This is a genomic window from Pseudomonas sp. EA_5y_Pfl2_R50 (assembly GCF_963970475.1).
Taxonomy (GTDB): Bacteria; Pseudomonadota; Gammaproteobacteria; order Pseudomonadales; family Pseudomonadaceae; genus Aquipseudomonas.
In genome coordinates, this window is sequence record NZ_CAXAPT010000002.1 from 1 (window position 1) to 18,676 (window position 18,676).

12 protein-coding genes are annotated in these 18,676 nt (G+C 61.3%); 11 read left to right on the forward strand and 1 reads right to left on the reverse strand.

All coding sequences use genetic code 11. The features are described 5' to 3' along the window. A partial coding sequence (locus tag AACY19_RS03250) for a retention module-containing protein (RefSeq protein ID WP_339447894.1) occupies positions 1 to 3,775 on the reverse strand: 3,775 nt, incomplete at its 3' end. A 359-nt stretch (positions 3,776 to 4,134) separates the two neighbouring features. Here AACY19_RS03250 and AACY19_RS03255 point away from each other — a divergent pair. The 11 genes from AACY19_RS03255 (at position 4,135) to AACY19_RS03305 (ending at position 18,448) form a co-directional block, all read left to right on the forward strand. Beyond that, positions 4,135 to 5,487 carry a TolC family outer membrane protein gene (locus AACY19_RS03255; protein ID WP_339447896.1) on the forward strand — a complete coding sequence of 451 codons (1,353 nt, stop codon included), beginning with the start codon at positions 4,135 to 4,137 and terminating at the stop codon, positions 5,485 to 5,487. Positions 5,488 to 5,521: 34 nt separating this feature from the next. Beyond that, entirely contained in the window at positions 5,522 to 7,678 is a 2,157-nt protein-coding gene (locus AACY19_RS03260) for a type I secretion system permease/ATPase (RefSeq protein ID WP_339447898.1), read from the forward strand. After that, on the forward strand, positions 7,668 to 9,035 hold the full coding sequence (locus tag AACY19_RS03265) for an HlyD family type I secretion periplasmic adaptor subunit (RefSeq protein ID WP_339447900.1): 1,368 nt from the start codon (positions 7,668 to 7,670) through the stop codon (positions 9,033 to 9,035). The genes AACY19_RS03260 and AACY19_RS03265 overlap by 11 nt, the downstream gene beginning before the upstream one ends. Positions 9,036 to 9,408: 373 nt before the next feature. Further along, the gene (locus tag AACY19_RS03270; protein ID WP_339447902.1) at positions 9,409 to 10,305 is read left to right on the forward strand and encodes a TauD/TfdA dioxygenase family protein; all 897 of its coding nucleotides are present in this window, start codon (positions 9,409 to 9,411) and stop codon (positions 10,303 to 10,305) included. Positions 10,306 to 10,323: 18 nt separating this feature from the next. Continuing rightward, on the forward strand, positions 10,324 to 11,349 hold the full coding sequence (locus AACY19_RS03275) for an ABC transporter substrate-binding protein (RefSeq protein ID WP_339447904.1): 1,026 nt from the start codon (positions 10,324 to 10,326) through the stop codon (positions 11,347 to 11,349). A gap of 5 nt (positions 11,350 to 11,354) precedes the next feature. Then, positions 11,355 to 12,215 carry an ABC transporter ATP-binding protein gene (locus tag AACY19_RS03280; protein ID WP_339447906.1) on the forward strand — a complete coding sequence of 287 codons (861 nt, stop codon included), beginning with the start codon at positions 11,355 to 11,357 and terminating at the stop codon, positions 12,213 to 12,215. Between the two features lie 21 nt (positions 12,216 to 12,236). Next, the gene (locus tag AACY19_RS03285) at positions 12,237 to 13,103 is read left to right on the forward strand and encodes an ABC transporter permease (RefSeq protein WP_339447908.1); all 867 of its coding nucleotides are present in this window, start codon (positions 12,237 to 12,239) and stop codon (positions 13,101 to 13,103) included. Positions 13,104 to 13,196: 93 nt separating this feature from the next. Further along, positions 13,197 to 14,114: a LysR family transcriptional regulator gene (locus tag AACY19_RS03290; protein WP_339447910.1), complete on the forward strand. Its 918-nt coding sequence runs from the start codon at positions 13,197 to 13,199 to the stop codon at positions 14,112 to 14,114. Between the two features lie 118 nt (positions 14,115 to 14,232). Next, the gene (locus AACY19_RS03295; RefSeq protein ID WP_339447912.1) at positions 14,233 to 15,771 is read left to right on the forward strand and encodes an MFS transporter; all 1,539 of its coding nucleotides are present in this window, start codon (positions 14,233 to 14,235) and stop codon (positions 15,769 to 15,771) included. Between the two features lie 26 nt (positions 15,772 to 15,797). Further along, on the forward strand, positions 15,798 to 16,868 hold the full coding sequence (locus AACY19_RS03300; protein ID WP_339447914.1) for an HlyD family secretion protein: 1,071 nt from the start codon (positions 15,798 to 15,800) through the stop codon (positions 16,866 to 16,868). Then, positions 16,865 to 18,448: an efflux transporter outer membrane subunit gene (locus AACY19_RS03305; RefSeq protein WP_445262283.1), complete on the forward strand. Its 1,584-nt coding sequence runs from the start codon at positions 16,865 to 16,867 to the stop codon at positions 18,446 to 18,448. Before AACY19_RS03300 ends, AACY19_RS03305 begins: the two co-directional genes overlap by 4 nt. The last annotated feature ends 228 nt before the right edge of the window (positions 18,449 to 18,676 follow it).

An 18,676-nucleotide genomic window follows, 5' to 3' on the forward strand; every position in this document is an offset into this window, starting at 1 on the left:
CCACCAGGTTTTCGTAGTTGCCGCCGCTTACACCCGTGATCGAATTACCCAGCGACGCCTGACCGGTCAGTGCATCGTTCGGCGCGGTGAAGGTCACGGTGCCGGTAGTCTTGCCGATTTCAATGGTAATGCTCTGACCATTGGCCAGGGTCACCACGACCGGCGAACCGGTGACTGGCGCGCCAACAGTGGCGGTGTAGGTGACGGTGCCACCTTCGGCCACAGTGGTGTCAGCCGTCAGTTTCACGGTCGAGGTGTCAATGGTGTCCGTCACTTCGGTCACGGCTGGTGTGGTGCTCGGCACCAGATTCTCGAAGTTACCGCCAGTGGCGTCCTTGATGGTGACTTCGACTTTGCCGGCGTCTTTGTAGACGTCATCGGCGGGTGCTGGAACCGTCACGGTGCCTGTGGTTTTGCCGGCCTCGATGGTGATCACCGAGCCGTTGCTCAGTGTCACGGTTACCGGCGTGCCGGCAGGATTGGTCAGGGTCGCGGTGTAAACGATCGAACCACCCTCGGCCACGGAGCCGGTTGCGCTCAGCGACAGGTTGGTGGTGTCGGCGACGTCGGTAACAGTGGTCGATACCGGGGTTTTGTCGGCGACCAGATCTTCGTAATTACCGCCGGAAACGCCGGTGATCGAGTTGGTCAGCGGCGCATTGCCAGTCAACGCATCGTTAGGCGCAGTGGTGGTCACGGTGCCGGTGGTTTTGCCGACTTCGATGGTGATGTTTTGACCATTGGCCAGCGTTACAACCACGGGCGAACCGGTCACCGGCGAGCCGACGGTGGCGGTGTAAGTGACGGTGCCACCTTCAGCCACCGAGGTGTCAGCCGTCAGTTTCACGGTCGAGGTGTCGATGGTGTCCGTCACTTCGGTCACGGCTGGTGTGGTGCTCGGCACCAGGTTCTCGAAGTTACCGCCAGTGGCGTCCTTGATGATGACTTCGACCTTACCGGCGTCTTTGTAAACATCATCGGCAGGCGCTGGAACAGTGACGGTGCCAGTGGTTTTGCCGGCCTCGATGGTGATCACCGAGCCGTTGCTCAGTGTCACGGTTACCGGCGTGCCGGCAGGATTGGTCAGGGTCGCGGTATAAACAATCGAACCGCCTTCAGCCACGGTGCCGGTGGCCGTCAGCGACAGGCTGGTGTCGTCGATCGAGTCGGTGATGGTGGTGGTCGCTGGCGTCGTGTTCGGCACCAGGTTTTCGAAATTGCCGCCGGTAGCACCGGTAATGGTGGTGCTGACCGTGCTGCCATTGTTGTAAACGTCGTTGGCCGCGGTCGGCACGTTGACCGAGCCGGTGGTCTTGCCGGCTTCGATGGTGATGGTCGAGCCGTTCGACAGGGTGATGGTCACCGGGGTTTGCGCGGCGTTGGTCAGCGTTGCGGTGTAGGTGATCTGGCCGCCTTCGACGACGGTACCGGTGGCGGTGAGGCTCACAGTGGTGGTGTCGATCGAATCAGTCACCGTGGTGGTGGCTGGCGTGGTGTTTGGCACCAGGCTTTCGAAGTTGCCGCCGCTGGCGCCAGTAATGGTGGTGCTGACGGTGCCGCCATTGTTGTAGACGTCGTTCGCCGCGGTCGGCACGTTGACGGTGCCGGTGGTCTGGCCGGCTTCGATGGTGATCGTCGAACCGTTCGACAGGGTGACGGTCACCGGGGTTTGCGCCGGATTGGTCAGGGTCGCGGTGTAGGTGATCTGCCCACCCTCGACCACTGTGTCGGTGGCCGTCAGGGTCAGGTTGGTGGTGTCGATCGAGTCGGTGATGGTAGTCACCGCTGGTGTCGGGTTCGGCACCAGATTTTCGAAATTGCCGCCGGTAGCGCCAGTGATGGTGGTGCTGACGGTGCTGCCATTGTTATAGACGTCGTTTGGCGGCGTCGGCACATTGACGGTGCCGGTGGTTTGACCCGCGCCAATGGTGATGGTCGAGCCGTTCGACAGGGTGACGGTCACCGGCGTTTGCGCCGGGTTGGTCAGGGTCGCGGTGTAGGTGATCTGCCCGCCTTCGGTGACACTCGGCGCGGCCGTCAGGGTAACGGTGGTGGTGTCGACCGAATCAGTGATGGTGGTGACTGCTGGCGTCGGATTCGGCACCAGGTTTTCGAAGTTGCCACCAGTGGTGCCGGTAATCGTGGTGCTGACGGTGCTGCCGTTGTTGTAAACATCGTTGGCGGCGGTCGGCACGTTGACCGAGCCCGTGGTTTTGCCGGCTTCAATGGTGATGGTCGAGCCGTTCGACAGGGTGATCGTCACCGGCGTTTGCGCGGCGTTGGTCAGGGTCGCGGTGTAGGTGATCTGGCCGCCTTCAACGACCGAACCGGTCGCGGTGAGGCTGACAGTGGTGGTGTCGACCGAATCAGTCACCGTGGTGGTGGCTGGCGTGGTGTTCGGCACCAGGTTTTCGAAGTTGCCGCCGGTAGCGCCAGTGATGGTGGTGCTGACGGTGCTGCCGTTGTTGTAGACGTCATTGGCCGGAGTCGGCACGTTGACGACGCCCGTGGTCTGGCCGGCTTCGATGGTGATCGTCGAACCGTTCGACAGGGTGACGGTCACCGGGGTTTGCGCCGGATTGGTCAGGGTCGCGGTGTAGGTGATCTGGCCACCTTCAACGACCGAGCCGGTCGCGGTGAGGCTGACAGTGGTGGTGTCGACCGAATCGGTAATGGTGGTGGTTGCCGGTGTCGGGTTCGGCACCAGGTTTTCGAAGTTGCCGCCGGTAGCGCCCGTGATGGTGGTGCTGACGGTGCTGCCATTGTTATAGACGTCATTGGCCGGGGTCGGCACGTTGACGGTGCCGGTGGTCTGGCCGGCGCCGATGGTGATCGTTGAACCGTTCGACAGGGTGACAGTCACCGGCGTTTGTGCCGGATTGGTCAGGGTCGCGGTGTAGGTGATCTGGCCGCCTTCGGTGACACTCGGCCCGGCCGTCAGGGTGACGGTGGTGGTGTCGATGGTGTCAGTGATCTGAGTCGTGGCCGGGGTGGTCGGCGGGGTCACGGTGATGCCGTTGCCGCCGGTGGTGCCGGTGACGGTCACGTCGATCTGGGTCGGGTCGTTGTAAACGGTGTCGTTCGGCGCCAGCGGCACGTTGACAGTGCCAGTGGTGGAACCGGCCGGAATCACGATCACCGCGCCGTTGGACAGGGTGATGGTCAGTTCGGTTTGCGGCGCCTGGGTCAGGGTCGCGGTGTACACCAGGACGCCGCCCGCTTCAGTGATGGTCGGCGTGGCGCTGAGGCTCAGGGTCGACTCGCGCAGGGCGTTGGCGGTGGTGTCGTTGGTCTGGCCGCCTGTGATGTTCTGTGCGACTTGGGCGCCGGCGTTGATGCCTGCGGTCGGGAAGCCAATGGTGGGGTCGACGCGGCCAGCGGTGGCGTCGAGCATCACAAAGCTGTGACCGCCACCCGCGGCACCGCCAGTACCTGCGGCGCTTGGGCCGGCAGCGGTGGCATCAAGGGCGGTCGTCGGGTCGACGCCGGCGGCAATGGCCTGCTGCAGTTCTTCTACAGAGGGCGCAGCCTGCGCAGTGGCTTCGGCCAGGTCAGTGCTGGAGTCGGGCGCGTTGGCGCTCCATTGGGTTTCGCGGCCCAGGTCCAGTGTGCGGCCATCAGCCAGTTCAAGCGACACGGCGCCGGAGAGGCCGGTGTCGATCTGATCGCCGACAAACAGTCGATCGCCTTCAACGAGTACGCGACGCACGCCCTCTGGGGACACCACGAATACCTGACCAACAATGCTTTTGACGATGGCAACAACACTGCTCATTGAAGACTCTCCGGGGTGTCACGTTCAGTTGACTTCCATGGACCTGACGGCATGGGCGCCGATTCAGTCTGGACGTACTTTTAAAATTTGCTAAACAAGTTTTGACGCGTCTGATCGTCAATAAATTGGCTAGATTCTTTCGCTATTAACTTTATGCCAAACTATTGACCTTCTGGGTGCCATCCTAAACAATCGCCCCACTAATGTCACATTGATATTTCCGCGGCGACCTGTGCTTCAGCGTGTGATCCAGTTCCTGTTTTGAACTTTCCGACATACGGTCATTCCGGTTGCCATCATCCGACGCAGCGCCACGTTCTGCTGTGATTCAAGACAAGAAGTTCTGGGAAATTCCTACCATGCGTTCGCCCCTGTTTTTGGCTGTACCCTTCGCTCTCGCCGCCTCTTTCGTACAAGCACAATCCTTACCAGAAGCCATGCAACAGGCATTGGATGTTCATCCGGAAATCCAAGCAGGGGTGAACAGTCGTTTGGCCGCGGATTATCAATTAAGAGCGGCGAAAGGTGGATACCTGCCGAAGGTCGATCTGCTCGGCGGTTATGGCCGTGAAGGCACCGACAGCGTCACCACCCGTGCCAATGGCGGCGGCAACCACTGGGAAACCCTGAACCGCAGCGAGTCAAGTTTACGTCTCTCGCAAATGGTCTTTGACGGTTTTGCGACGTCCAGCGAAGTCGGGCGTCAACAAGCCACCGTCAACTCCCGCGCCTACTCGTTGCTCGGCACTTCCGAGCGCACCGCACTGACCGTCGCTCAGGTGTACCTCGACGTCCTGACCCGCCGTGAATTCGTGCGTCTGGCTGAGGACAACCTCAAGAGCCACCAGCGCATTTACGACCAGATCCAGTTGCGCACCCAGCGCGGTGTCGGCAGCGGTGCCGACCTCGATCAGGCCGAAGCGCGGATGGCCCAGGCCCGTAACAACCTGATCACCGAGCAGACCAACCTGGCCGACTCGGAAACCAACTTCCTCAGCGCCGTCGGCCAGATGCCCGATCAACTGGAGCGCCCGGCACCGTTCCTGGCGATGATGCCGGCCAACCTCAATGAAGCCCGGCAGCAGATGCTGGAAAACAGCCCGATCCTGCGCTCGGCCGAGTCCGACATCGCCGCCGCCGAGAAACAGTACGAAACCGCCAAGTCGACGTTCTACCCGCGTTTTGACGCCGAACTGGGCCGCACTGCCGACAACGACCTCGACGGCCAGAACGGTCACAACAATGAATGGCAAGCCATGCTGCGCATGCGCTTCAACCTCTACTCGGGCGGCAGCAACAAGGCCGATCTGGAATCCAAGTCGTACCTGTCGAACCAGGCGCTGGATATCCGCAACAACGCCTTGCGTCAGTTGAACGAAGAACTGGGTCTGGCCTGGAACGCCTTGAACAACGCCAATGCGCAGGTGCCAATCGCTCAGCAGTACGTCGACCACAGCACCTCGGTGCGCACCGCTTACCAGCGTCAGTTCAGCCTTGGCGAACGCACCCTTCTCGATTTGCTCGACAGTGAAAACGAGTTGTTCACCGCTTCGCGGCGTCTGGCTGAAATCAAAAACATTCAGTTATTTACTCAGTATCGAATCAAGGCGACCATGGGCGAGTTGCTCAGAAGCCAGGGAGTGGTCGCACCGTTGGCATCCGTTGTGCAGAACGACGTGAAGCCCAAGGTGCAGTTGCCTGGGATGAATTGAGTTATCCCTTTTCAACCGTCAAAGAGTGTCGAGCGTGGAATCAGAAGTCAGTCGAGTTCATCTCAGTCATGATCCACGCGCGTTGCACGACGATCCGTTACTGGACGGTCTGCTCGCCCTTTGCATGCTGCACCAGAAGCCCGCCAGCGCGGCAATGCTGACCACCGGCCTGCCGCTGCCCAAACAACGCCTGAGTGTCGATTTGTTGCCCCGCGCGGCGGCTCGCGCGGGCCTGCAGGGTCGGGTGCTGCAACGCAAGCTGGAAGAGATTCCGGCGATTGCGATGCCGGCGTTGCTGCTGCTCAAGGATGGCCGCAGTGCCGTCCTGCTTGGCTGGCAAGGCGACAACGAAGCGCGGGTGCTGCTCAGCGAAAGCGATGGCGGCGAGTCCGTGGTCAGTCGCGAACTGCTCGCCGACGATTATATCGGCAAGGTCTTCTTCGCCCAGCCGCAGCACAAATTCGACGTCAACCACGGCACGCTGATTCCGCGTGCGCGTTCGTGGTTCCGCGACACCCTCAAGCGCTCGCGCTGGCTGTACGCCGATGCGATTGCCGCCAGTTTCCTGATCAACATCATCGCCATGGCCGCGCCGCTGTTCGTGATGAACGTCTACGACCGCGTGGTGCCGAACCAGGCCGAAGCCACCTTGTGGGTGCTGGCGCTGGGCATCACCGGCGCCTACATCTTCGATCTGGTCCTCAAAAGCCTGCGCAGCCTGTGCCTGGATCTGGCCGGGAAGAAAACCGACCTGATCATCTCGGCGACGCTGTTCGAACGCATCGTCGGCATGGCGATGAAGTACCGCCCGGCGCGGGTCGGCAGCTTCGCGCAGAACATCCATGAGTTTCAGAGCCTGCGCGACTTCCTCGCATCGCTGACCCTGACCAGCCTGATCGACCTGCCGTTCACCATCCTGATCTTTATCGTCATCGCCATTCTCGGCGGGCATCTGGTGTGGATTCCGGTGTTGGCGTTCCCGATTGCCTTGCTGATTGGCTACGCGTTGCAGAAACCGTTGGTGGCGACGATGGAGCGCACCATGGCCCTCGGCGCCGAGCGCCAGTCGAGCCTGATCGAAACCCTCGCCGGCCTCGACGCGGTCAAGGTCAACAACGCCGAGAGCGAACGCCAATATCAGTGGGAGCAGACCATCGGCACCCTCAGTCGCCTCGAGTTGCGAGTGAAAATGCTCTCCGGGCTGGCGATGAACATCACCCTGCTGATCCAGCAACTGGCCGGGGTGATCATGATCGTCTTCGGCGTGTACCAGATCATCGCCGGCAACCTGAGCATGGGCGGCCTGATTGCCTGCTACATGCTCAGCGGCCGCGCACTGAGCCCGCTGGCGTCGCTGTCCGGTCTGCTGACCCGCTACCAGCAAGCGCGGGTGACCATGACCTCGGTCGACCAGATGATGGAGCTGCCGCAAGAGCGCAACTTCGAAGAACGCCCGCTCAGCCGCAAGGTTTTGCAGGGCGCTATCGAATGCCGTCAGCTCAATTTCACCTACCCGGAACAACAAAATCCTGCGCTGAAGAACATCAACCTGGTGATCCGTCCCGGCGAGAAAATCGGCATCATTGGCCGTAGCGGTTCGGGCAAGAGTTCGCTGGCGAAACTGCTGGTCGGCCTGTATCAGCCGGACGACGGCGCGTTGCTGGTCGACGGCGTGGACATCCGCCAGATCGACGTCAGCGAACTGCGCTACAACATCGGCTACGTGCCGCAAGACATTCAACTGCTCGCCGGCACCCTGCGAGACAACCTGGTCTCCGGCGCACGTTATGTAGAAGACGAACTGGTCCTGCAAGCCGCCGAACTGGCCGGCGTCCACGAATTTGCCCGCCTGCACCCGCAAGGCTACGAACTGCAAGTCGGCGAGCGCGGGCAGAACCTTTCCGGCGGCCAGCGGCAGAACGTCGCCCTGGCCCGCGCACTGCTGCTCAATCCGCCGATCCTGCTGATGGACGAGCCGACCAGCGCGATGGACAACACGGGCGAAGAACGTCTCAAGCAACGCCTCGCGGCCGTGATTGAAAACAAGACCGTGGTGCTGGTGACGCACCGGGCTTCGCTGTTGTCGCTGGTGGATCGCCTGTTGGTCATCGACCGTGGACAGATTCTCGCCGATGGCCCGAAAGCCGCCGTGATGGAAGCGTTGAAGAAGGGGCAGATCAGTGTTGCTTAAGTCCGGTTTCAAGGATTCGATCCGTCGTTACTTCAAGGGCTCGGCATCGCTGCAGGGCCAGCCGCTGCCGGAGGTCAACAAAGCGCTGATCGAAGACGCCCCGCGCGTCGTGCGCCTGACCATCTGGGCGATCATCGGCTTCTTCGTGTTCCTGGTGCTATGGGCCAACTTCGCGGTGATTGACGAAGTGACCAAGGGCGACGGCAAGGCGATTCCGTCGTCGAAGATTCAGAAAATCCAGAACCTCGAAGGCGGGATCATCTCCGAACTGTTCGTCAAGGAAGGCCAGGTCGTCGAAGCCGGCGCGCCGCTGATCCGTCTCGATGACACGCGATTTGCCTCCAACGTCGGTGAAACCGAAGCGGATCGTCTGTCGATGCTGCTGCGCGTCGAGCGTCTGAGCGCCGAGGTCGATGACCGTCCGCTGAATTTCCCCGAGGACGTGCTCAAAGCCGTGCCGGGCCAGGCGAAAAGCGAAGAATCGCTGTACATCAGCCGTCGTCAGCAATTGCACGACGAGATCGGCGGTTTGCAGGAGCAGTTGATCCAGCGTCAGCAAGAGCTGCGCGAGTTCACCTCCAAGCAGGCGCAGTACCGCCAGCAACTCGGTTTGCAGCGTCAGGAAATCAACATGTCCGAGCCGCTGGTGGCTCAGGGCGCGGTGTCGCCGGTGGAAGTGTTGCGGCTCAAGCGTGCCGAAGTGGAAACACGCGGTCAGCTCGACGCCACGACCCTGGCGATCCCGCGCGCGGAATCGGCGATCAAGGAAGTGCAGCGCAAAATCGACGAGACGCGCGGCAAATTCCGCAGCGAAGCGCTGACTCAACTCAATGAAGCGCGCACCGATCTGAACAAGGCCCAGGCCACCGGCAAGGCGCTGGAAGACCGCGTCAGCCGCACGCTGGTGACATCGCCGGTGCGCGGTATCGTCAACAAGTTGCTGGTCAACACCATCGGCGGCGTTATCCAGCCGGGCAGTGACATGGTCGAGATCGTGCCGCTGGATGACACCTTGCTCGTCGAAGCGAAGATCCGTCCGCAGGACATTGCCTTCCTGCACCCGGGTCAGGAAGCGATCGTCAAATTCACTGCGTATGACTACACCATTTACGGTGGGCTGAAGGCCCAGCTGGAGCAGATCGGTGCGGACACCATCACCGACGAAGACAAGAAAACCACCTATTACGTGATCAAGGTGCGCACTGAGCGCAGTCACTTGGGCACCGATGAAAAACCCTTGCTGATCATCCCGGGCATGGTCGCGTCGGTGGACATCATCACTGGCAAGAAGTCGGTGTTGAGTTATCTGCTCAAGCCGATCATCCGCGCGCGGGCTGAGGCGTTGCACGAACGCTAGAGGTGCAGCGCGGCTTGCGGCCCCTTCGCGAGCAAGCCCGCTCCCACATTTGGATTTCTTTTGAACACAGAATTTGTGTCCACTGAAAATCAACTGTGGGAGCGGGCTTGCTCGCGAAAGCGTCAGTTGATTCGCAACGTCCCTGTCAGTAAGTGACAAAAACCGTCACTCACCATCTCGTCCATTTCTCACCAATCGCCATATCGTTATTCATTAACGGTATTTAATTTCCGATTCTTATAGCTATAAAGTCATCCCCCTGCGTACCTGCCGACCAATCGGCGCGCCGCACGACCTGAACCCACACGCAATCCAGCGTGAGTTTCTGATCGACGCGCGCGCCCATGAGCGTGCCGTGCGTGGGAGATGATTGATGTCCGCAGCCACTGCTACCCCGAGCGCCGCGTCTGCCGCGCCGCAAACTTTTGAAATCCGTCCGTTCAGCGGTGCGGTCGGCGCCGAAATCGTCGGCCTTGATCTGACCCGCCCAGTCAACGCTCAGGACTTCGCCCGCATTCACCGCGCGCACCTGGATCATCACGTCGTGGTATTTCGCGACCAGCAGATCACTGCGCAGCAACAGATCGACTTCAGCCGCCGCTTCGGTGTGCTGCAGATTCACGTGCTCAAGCAGTTCCTGCTGGCGAACCACCCGGAAATTCTCATCGTTTCCAACATCATCGAAAACGGCCAGAACATTGGCCTCTGTGACGCCGGCAAATTCTGGCACTCCGATCTTTCTTATAAAGAGCTGCCGAGTCTTGGTTCGATGCTGCATGCGCAGGAGCTGCCGTCCGAAGGCGGCGACACGCTGTTCGCTGACATGCACAAGGCCTGGGACAACTTGCCGGAAGCCCTGCGCAATGCCGTGCAGGGTCGCTTTGCTGCGCATTCCTACACCGCCCGCTACAGCGAAACCAGATTCGAGGGCAACTGGCGCCCGACCCTGACCCCGGAGCAACTGGCTCAGGTCGCCGAAGTGGTGCATCCGGTGGTGCGCACGCACCCGGAAAACGGGCGCAAGGCATTGTTCGTCAGCGAAGGCTTCACTACGCGCATCGTCGGGTTGCCGGAAGACGAAAGCCAACAATTGTTGAGTGAGCTCTACAGCCACAGCGTGCAGCCGCAGAACCTCTACCGCCATCAGTGGCAGCCCCATGATCTTGTGTTCTGGGACAACCGTTCGCTGATCCACCTCGCGGCCGGCTGCCCCGCGCACCTGCGCCGCAAGCTGTACCGCACGACCATTCAGGGCGACGCGCCATTCTGATTTGCCGGAGATTCGATCATGTCCAAACGTCTTCCATTCGCCCCCCTGGCCGCCGCTATCGGCCTCGGCTTCAGCTTGATCGCCGGCAGTCTGGTGGCGCCGCCGGTGGTCCACGCCGAAGGTGAAATCCGTATCGCCGAGCAATTCGGGATTGTCTATTTATTGCTCAACGTGGTTCGCGATCAAAACCTGATCGAGAAGTACGGCAAGCAGGAAGGTATCGACATCAAGGTCGACTGGACGCAGCTCTCGGGCGGCGCGGCGGTCAACGATGCGTTGCTCTCCGGCTCCATTGACATCGCCGGTGCCGGCGTCGGTCCGCTCTTGACCATTTGGGATCGCACCCACGGCAAGCAAGGCGTCAAAGCCGTGGCGTCGCTGGGCAATTTCCCGTACTACCTGGTGAGCAACAATCCCAAGGTCAAAACCATTGCCGACTTCACCGGGCAGGACCGCATCGCAGTGCCTGCGGTCGGGGTGTCGGTGCAGTCGCGCTTCCTGCAATACGCCGCTGCCAAACAATGGGGTGACAAGGAATTCAATCGCCTCGACAAATACACCATCGCCGTCCCGCACCCCGATGCGACGGCTGCATTGATCGCTGGCGGCACCGAGCTGACCGGGCATTTCTCCAACCCGCCATTTCAGGATCAGGCGCTGGAAAATCCCAACGTGCATGTCGTGCTCAATACCTACGACCTGCTTGGGCCGAACTCACCGACCGTGCTGTTCGCCACCGAAAAATTCCGCAACGAAAACCCGAAGACTTATAAAGCGTTCGTCGAAGCGCTGACGGAAGCGGCGCAGTTTGCGCAGAACGACAAGGGCGCAGCGGCCGACACCTACATCCGCGTGACCAAAGCCAAAATCGACCGCGCTGCGCTGCTGAAAATCATCGACAACCCGCAGTTCGAATTCAGCGTCACCCCGAAGAACACCTACCCACTGGCCGAATTCCTCTACCGCGTCGGCGCGATCAAAAACAAACCTGAATCGTGGAAGGACTACTTCTTCCAGGATGCCAAACCTCTGCAAGGGAGCTGACCGCGATGAATGCCCCTTTGCCAGGCCTCGCGGCCAGCAACCCTGTCGCCCGCAGCCAGGCGCTGCTGGCGGTTGATCAGGTCAGCCTCGAATACCGCACGCCGCAACGCGTGGTACGCGCAACCCATCAGGTCAGTTTCGACGTCGACCAGCAAGACCGCTTCGTGCTGCTCGGCCCTTCCGGCTGCGGCAAGTCAACCTTGCTCAAAGCCGTCGCCGGGTTCATCGCGCCTTGTGAAGGCGAGATCCGCCTGCAAGGCAAACCGGTCGATGCACCGGGCCCGGACCGGATCGTGGTGTTTCAGGAGTTCGATCAACTGCCGCCGTGGAAAACCGTCAAACAGAACGTGATGTTTCCGCTGCTGGCGTCGCGCACGCTGAACAAAAAGGACGCCGAAGCACGCGCGCTGCACTATCTGGAAAAGGTCGGTCTGGCGGCGTTCGCCGATGTTTATCCGCACACCTTGTCCGGAGGCATGAAAGCGCGGGTGGCGATTGCCCGGGCATTGGCGATGCAGCCGAAAATCCTCCTGATGGACGAGCCGTTCGCCGCGCTCGATGCGTTGACCCGACGCAAGATGCAGCAAGAATTGCTGCGGCTCTGGGAAGAGGTGCGCTTCACCTTGCTGTTTGTTACGCACTCGATAGAAGAGGCGCTGGTGGTGGGCAATCGCATTCTGTTGTTATCGCCGCATCCGGGACGGGTGAGGGCAGAAGTACACAGCCATCAATATGATTTGCAGAGCCTTGGCGGCGTCGCTTTCCAGGCATCGGCCCGACGCATTCACCGTTTGTTGTTCGATGAAGGTCAGTCGCCGGAAACCGAGCGCGATCACGACTTCAACGATATTCGCATCGCTTATTGAGCGCTTTTTGAGGATTGCCCGATGAGCCATTCATCATCTGTACGTCAAGAATTCGAAACCGTGCTGGCGCCGCTGACCCGCGTGCCGGTCGAGCGCGAACTGCCGCTCGGCCAACGCTTGTGGCAACAGGGTTGGTTGCGTAAAAGCGTGATCCTGATGTTGCTCGCGGTCATTTGGGAGATCGTTGCTCAAGTACAGAACAACGACCTGCTGCTGCCGGGTTTTGTGCAGACCAGTCATGCGTTGTATGACGGCCTGCTCAGCGGCGAGTTGCCGGGCAAGGTATGGATATCGCTGGTGGTGCTGCTCAAGGGTTACCTGATCGGCATCGTCCTGGCGTTTGCCCTGACGACGCTGGCGGTCTCCACTCAGGTTGGCCGGGATCTGCTGAGCACGCTGACGTCAATGTTCAACCCGCTGCCGGCCATTGCCCTGCTGCCGCTGGCCTTGCTCTGGTTTGGTCTTGGGCAGAACAGTCTGATATTCGTGTTGGTGCATTCGGTGTTGTGGGCGTTGGCGCTGAACACTTACGCGGGTTTTCTTGGCGTCTCGGAAACCTTGCGTATGGCCGGGCGCAATTACGGACTTAAGGGCATGCGCTTTGTCCTGTTCATCCTGATCCCTGCGGCGCTGCCGTCGATTCTCGCCGGGCTGAAGATTGGCTGGGCGTTTGCCTGGCGCACGTTGATCGCCGCTGAGCTGGTGTTTGGCGCCACCAGCGGCAAGGGCGGGCTGGGCTGGTACATCTTCCAGAACCGCAATGAGCTGTACACCGACAAGGTGTTTGCCGGGTTGGCGGTGGTGATCCTGATCGGCTTGCTGGTGGAGAACCTGGTGTTCGATACGCTGGAGCGGGTGACGGTTAAACGTTGGGGCATGCAGCGCTGAAAGAGAGGATGGGCCCGTCCGGCTAACACCTTGCCTTGAGGTATTTGCTAGCATTGCGCGCAGATCAATCCTGATCAGCCATGAGTGCTCAGCATGCAACTCCCGGACATGAACCTTCTGGTCGCCCTCGACGCTTTACTCGACGAGGGCAGTGTGGTCGGCGCCGCACGTCGGATGAACCTCAGTCCGGCGGCCATGAGCCGCACTTTGACGCGAATCCGCGAAGCGATTGGCGATCCGGTCCTCGTGCGTGCGGGGCGGGGGCTGGTGCCAACGCCCAAGGCGCTGGAGCTACGCGAGCAGGTGCGTGACGTCGTCGAGCAGGCCGCGCTGCTGTTCCGCTCCGCCGATACCGTGGAGCTGGGCACACTGCGCCGGCGTTTCAGCATCCGCGCCAATGACTTTTTCATCGGTGTTTACGGCGGCAAACTGTTCGATACCCTCGACCAGCAGGCGCCGCATTGCGAACTGCGCTTTGTCCCGGAAGGCGATGGCGATGATGAAGCGCTGCGCGAGGGGCGCATTGATCTGAGCGTCAGCAACACCCGGCCCGTCACCCCTGAAGTCAAGGTGCAGAACCTGTTTTCCACCCATTTCGTCGGTCTGGTGCGCGAGGATCATCCCTTGCTCGACGGCGAAATCACCGCTGAACGCTATGCCGGTTTTTCCCACATCAGCATGTCGCGCCGGGGCATCGCTCGGGGGCCCATCGACACCGCGCTGAATGCCTTGGGCCTGGAGCGGCGGGTGGCGGTGATTGCGCCGAGTTTCCATGCTGCCATGTTCGCCCTGCCGGATTCCGACCTGATCCTGCCCGTGCCCAAGGAGGCGCTGCTGAGCGTGCGCCGGCTCGGTTTGAAACTTCGTTCGTTCGACTTGCCGGTCCCGCTGCCGACGCTGATGCTGACTCAGGCCTGGCACCCGCGTTTCGACAAGGACCCGGCGCACCGCTGGCTGCGCGAAACCCTCAAGGCTTGCTGCGACGAGACGTGGCTGGCGGCTCAACCCTGAAGATCTTTTGCTTTACATCATTGCGTCTGGCGCACTTATAAGCTGCCAATAAGTCAATTTTCGTCATTGCCAAGTCCCACTAAGATGCTCCGGTATTTTTCCTTCCGGAGTTCTATCCATGACATCCCTGAAGGTCGCGGCGCCCCTCGCTGCGACCCGCCCGGCGCAGGCGGTCACGCCCCCGGTGTTCGGGGCGCGGATCATCATCGGTCTGCTGGGCGTTTTGCTGGCCGTGCTGGTGTCGGGCCTCAACGAGATGGTGACCAAGGTTGCCCTCGCCGATATTCGCGGTGCGCTGAACATCGGTTACGACGAAGGCACCTGGCTGGTCGCCAGTTACACCGCGACGTCGGTCGCAGCGATGGCCTTCGCGCCGTGGTGTTCGGTGACCTTCTCGCTGCGCCGTTTCACCCTCTGCGCAATCAGCCTGTTCACCCTGCTCGGGGTGCTTTGCCCGTTCGCGCCGAACTACGAAAGCCTGTTGCTGATGCGCACCCTGCAAGGCCTGGCGGGCGGTGCGTTACCGCCAATGCTGATGACCGTGGCCCTGCGCTTTCTGCCGGCGAACATCAAGCTTTATGGCTTGGCGGGTTATGCGCTGACGGCCACGTTCGGTCCGGGTCTCGGCACGCCGCTGGCCGGCTTGTGGACGGAGTACGTCGGCTGGCAGTGGACGTTCTGGCAAATCGTCGCGCCCTGCCTGATCGCCATGGCCGCCGTGGCGTATGGATTGCCCCAGGACCCGTTGCGTCTGGAACGCCTCAAGGCCTTCAACTGGAAAGGCCTGCTGCTGGGCTTTCCGGCGATCTGCATGCTGGTGATCGGTCTGTTGCAGGGCAATCGCCTGGACTGGTTCGAGTCGAACCTTATCTGTGGCTTGCTCGGCGCCGGCGCGCTGTTGCTGGTGGCGTTTCTGATCAACGAGTGGTCACAGCCGATTCCGTTTTTCAAATTGCAGATGCTTGGTATCCGCAACCTGTCATTCGCCCTGATGACTCTGGCCGGGGTGCTGGTGGTGTTGTTGGCGGTGGTGCTGATTCCGTCGAGTTATCTGGCCCGGGTGCAGGGTTATCGTGCGGCGCAGACCGCGCCGATCATGCTTATCGCCGCGATACCGCAACTGATTGCGCTGCCGCTGGTGGCGGCGCTGTGCAACTTGCGCTGGGTTGACTGCCGCTGGGTGCTCGGGATTGGTTTGAGCATGTTGGCGCTGTCGTGCGCGGGTGGATCGCAGCTGACTTCGCAATGGATTCGTGACGATTTCTACGTCCTGCAATGGCTGCAGATTTTCGGCCAGCCGATGGCGGTGCTGCCGCTGTTGATGCTTTCCACCGGCAGCATCACGCCGCTGGATGGGCCGTTCGCCTCGGCATGGTTCAACACCGTGAAAGGCCTGTCGGCAGTGGTTGCCACCGGGGTGATCGAGGCGCTGAGCACTTCGCGCCTGCATTTTCACTCGACGATGCTGGTCGACAACCTCGGCAACTCACCGTTGGCCGACAGCAGCGATCCCGGTCTTGCCCATCGCCTGCATGAGCAGGCCGTGGTGCTGACGTCTGCCGATCTTTATTGGTGCATGGTCGGCGTCGCGGTGGCGCTGATCCTGTTGATTTTCTGGCTGCCGACGCGAATTTACCCACCGCGTGCACCGACCTGAACGCGGCACTGAACCTGAAGGTTTTTATGACGACTCAAACAACGCAAAAACTCGCTGTGGCCGTGGCCGCCGCGCTGGCCGTAGGCGTGCTGGTGTACCTGGCGCTGCCCGGCGTGTTCGGCAAACGGACCCAGCAAAATACCAACGACGCCTTTGTTTCCGCCGATTACACCCTGGTGGTGCCGCGTGTGGCCGGTTTCATCAAGGAAGTGCTGGTCGAGGACAACCAGCAGGTCAAGGCCGGGCAGTTGCTGGCCTTGATCGATGACCGCGATTTGCGCGCCTCCGCCGAAGCGGCGGACGCGCAAACGCTGGTGGCACGGGCGCAGTTGCAGAACGCTAAAGCGACCCTCGAACGCCAGGCTTCGCTGATCGCTCAGGCGAAGGCGGCGGTGGTTTCGGCCAAGGCGGAAATGGCCTTCGCCCGGCAGGAACTGAATCGCTACAACCATTTGGCCGGCGTCGGTGCCGGCACCGTGCAGAACGCGCAACAGGCGCGCACCCGTATTGATCAGGCCAGCGCACGGCTGGACACTGCAACGGCAAAGCTCGCGGCGGAACGCAAGCAAGTCGAGATTCTCACGGCGCAGCGGGATGCCGCCGAAGGCCGCCTGAAACACGCGCAAGCGGCGCTGGAAATCGCCAGTTTCGAACTCTCGTACACACGGATCACCGCCCCGCAGGACGGCATGATTGGCGAGCGGGCCGTGCGCGTCGGCGCTTACGTCACGCCCGGCAGCAAGTTGCTGGCGGTGGTGCCTTTGAAACAGGCCTATGTGGTGGCCAACTTCCAGGAAACCCAACTGATCGACGTGCAGCCGGGGCAGCAAGTGCAAGTGCGGGTCGACAGCCTGGGTGGCGAAGCCTTGAGCGGTCGCGTCGAAAGCATTGCGCCCGCCACCGGTGTGACCTTCGCGTCGGTGAAACCGGATAACGCCACGGGCAATTTCACCAAGGTGGTACAGCGGATTCCGGTGAAAATCATGCTGGAGCCGGGTCAGCCGCTGGCTGAGCGGTTGCGCGTGGGGATGTCGGTGGAGGCGAGTATTGATACGCGCAGTCCGGCGACGTCGGTGCGTGAGGTGACCCAGCGATGATTTGTGGTAACTCGGATGGCCTCATCGCTGGCAAGCCAGCCTCCACAAGGTTCATCTTTGCGGAAAACCAGGCCGGTCAATCTGCGCAATCCCTGTGGGCGCTGGCTCGCCAGCGATTGCGCCAGTGGCAGCCACTCAGCTTGAGTGCCTTGCTCACAGTAACGCTCACCGCCTGCACGGTTGGCCCCGACTTCCAGAAACCCGAAGCCAAACAAATCACCGACTGGACCAAACCCGCCAGGTCCGCCCCCAGCCAAGCCGTCAATGAACCGCTTGACGAACGTTGGTGGGAGGTCTTCCACGACTCACAACTGTCGGCCCTGACTCAGCGTGCAGTGCAGAGCAACCTTGATCTGCAACTGGCCAGCAGCCGTCTGCAACAAAGCCGCGCCGCGCGCCAGGTGATCACTGCCGAGCGCTATCCGAACACTGCCGCAACCGGCAGTTACGGGCGTGAACGCAACAGCAGCAAAGGTTTGAATGACCCGTCCGGGCACAACGGTGATTCGGCCTTCAACCTCTGGGACGCTGGTTTCTCCGCGTCATGGGAGCTGGATTTCTGGGGCCGCGTGCGCCGCGAAACCGAAGCTGCCGACGCCAGTCTCGAAGTCGCCGAAAACGATCGTCGCGGCGTGCTGCTCACCGTTCTCGCCGACACCGCGCAGAACTACATTCAATTGCGCGGCGTACAAAACACCCGAGCTGTCACCGAGCAGAACCTCGACGTCGCCCGGCATAGCCTGAAACTCTCGCAACTGCGTCTGGCCGACGGCGTCGCGACTGACCTTGATGTCGCCGAGGCCGCCGCGCAAGTCGCGGCCATCGAATCGCGCCTGCCGGCGCTGGAACAACGCCAATCGCAATTGATCAATGCGATCAGTCTGTTGCTCGGCGAACCGCCGCAAGCCTTGAGCAAAGCACTGTCCACGGACGGCGCCGTGCCGCAGTCGCCGCTGCAAGTCGCCATCGGCCTGCCGTCGCAACTGGCCGAGCGCCGCCCGGACATCCGCCAGGCCGAGTCGCGCCTGCATGCGGCGACGGCGAGCATCGGTGTTGCCAAGGGCGATTTCTACCCGCGCATCACGCTGTCCGGCAACGTGGGCTCGCAAGCCATGCAGCTCAGCGATTTCGGCTCATGGGGTTCTCGCGCCTTCGGCATCGGTCCGCAATTCAGTCTGCCGCTGTTCGACGGCGCACGCTTGCGCGGCGTATTGCAGTTGCGTGAAGCCCAGCAACAGGAAGCGGCCATCGCCTACCAGCAAACCGTGCTGCGCGCCTGGCACGAGATCGACGATCAACTCACTGCCTACAATGCCAGCCAACGCCGCCGCGACAGCCTCGCTGAAGCCGCACGCCAGAACCAGATCGCCCTGCGCACCGCGCAACAACAATACGTCGAAGGTGTGGTCGATTTCGTCAACGTCCTGACGGTGCAACGCGCGCTGCTGGAAACCCAGGAACAATGGGTGGAAAGCTCCACTGGCGTGTCGCTGGCGATGGTCGGGTTGTACAAGGCTCTGGGTGGGGGATGGGAGTCGGTATATCCGGTCAATCAAGCGGCTACCCATAATCCGGCGTGATGCTTGAGTACTTCCATCGATAAATCGTGGTGCGTTCGCGGGTTCCAAGGGATGGCGTCCAGAATGCGCGCTGACCTTGCCGTCACGCAAAGCGCCCAGAGGAATCGGAAGTTTCTCTAACCCGGGCAGGAAGCTGCTGATCACCAGCAGCGTTCAGACGGTTCAATAGGTCCTGGCCCCTTTGCAACCCTACAATTCCAAGGAGTAGTGGCCTTTCGCTTGACGCTA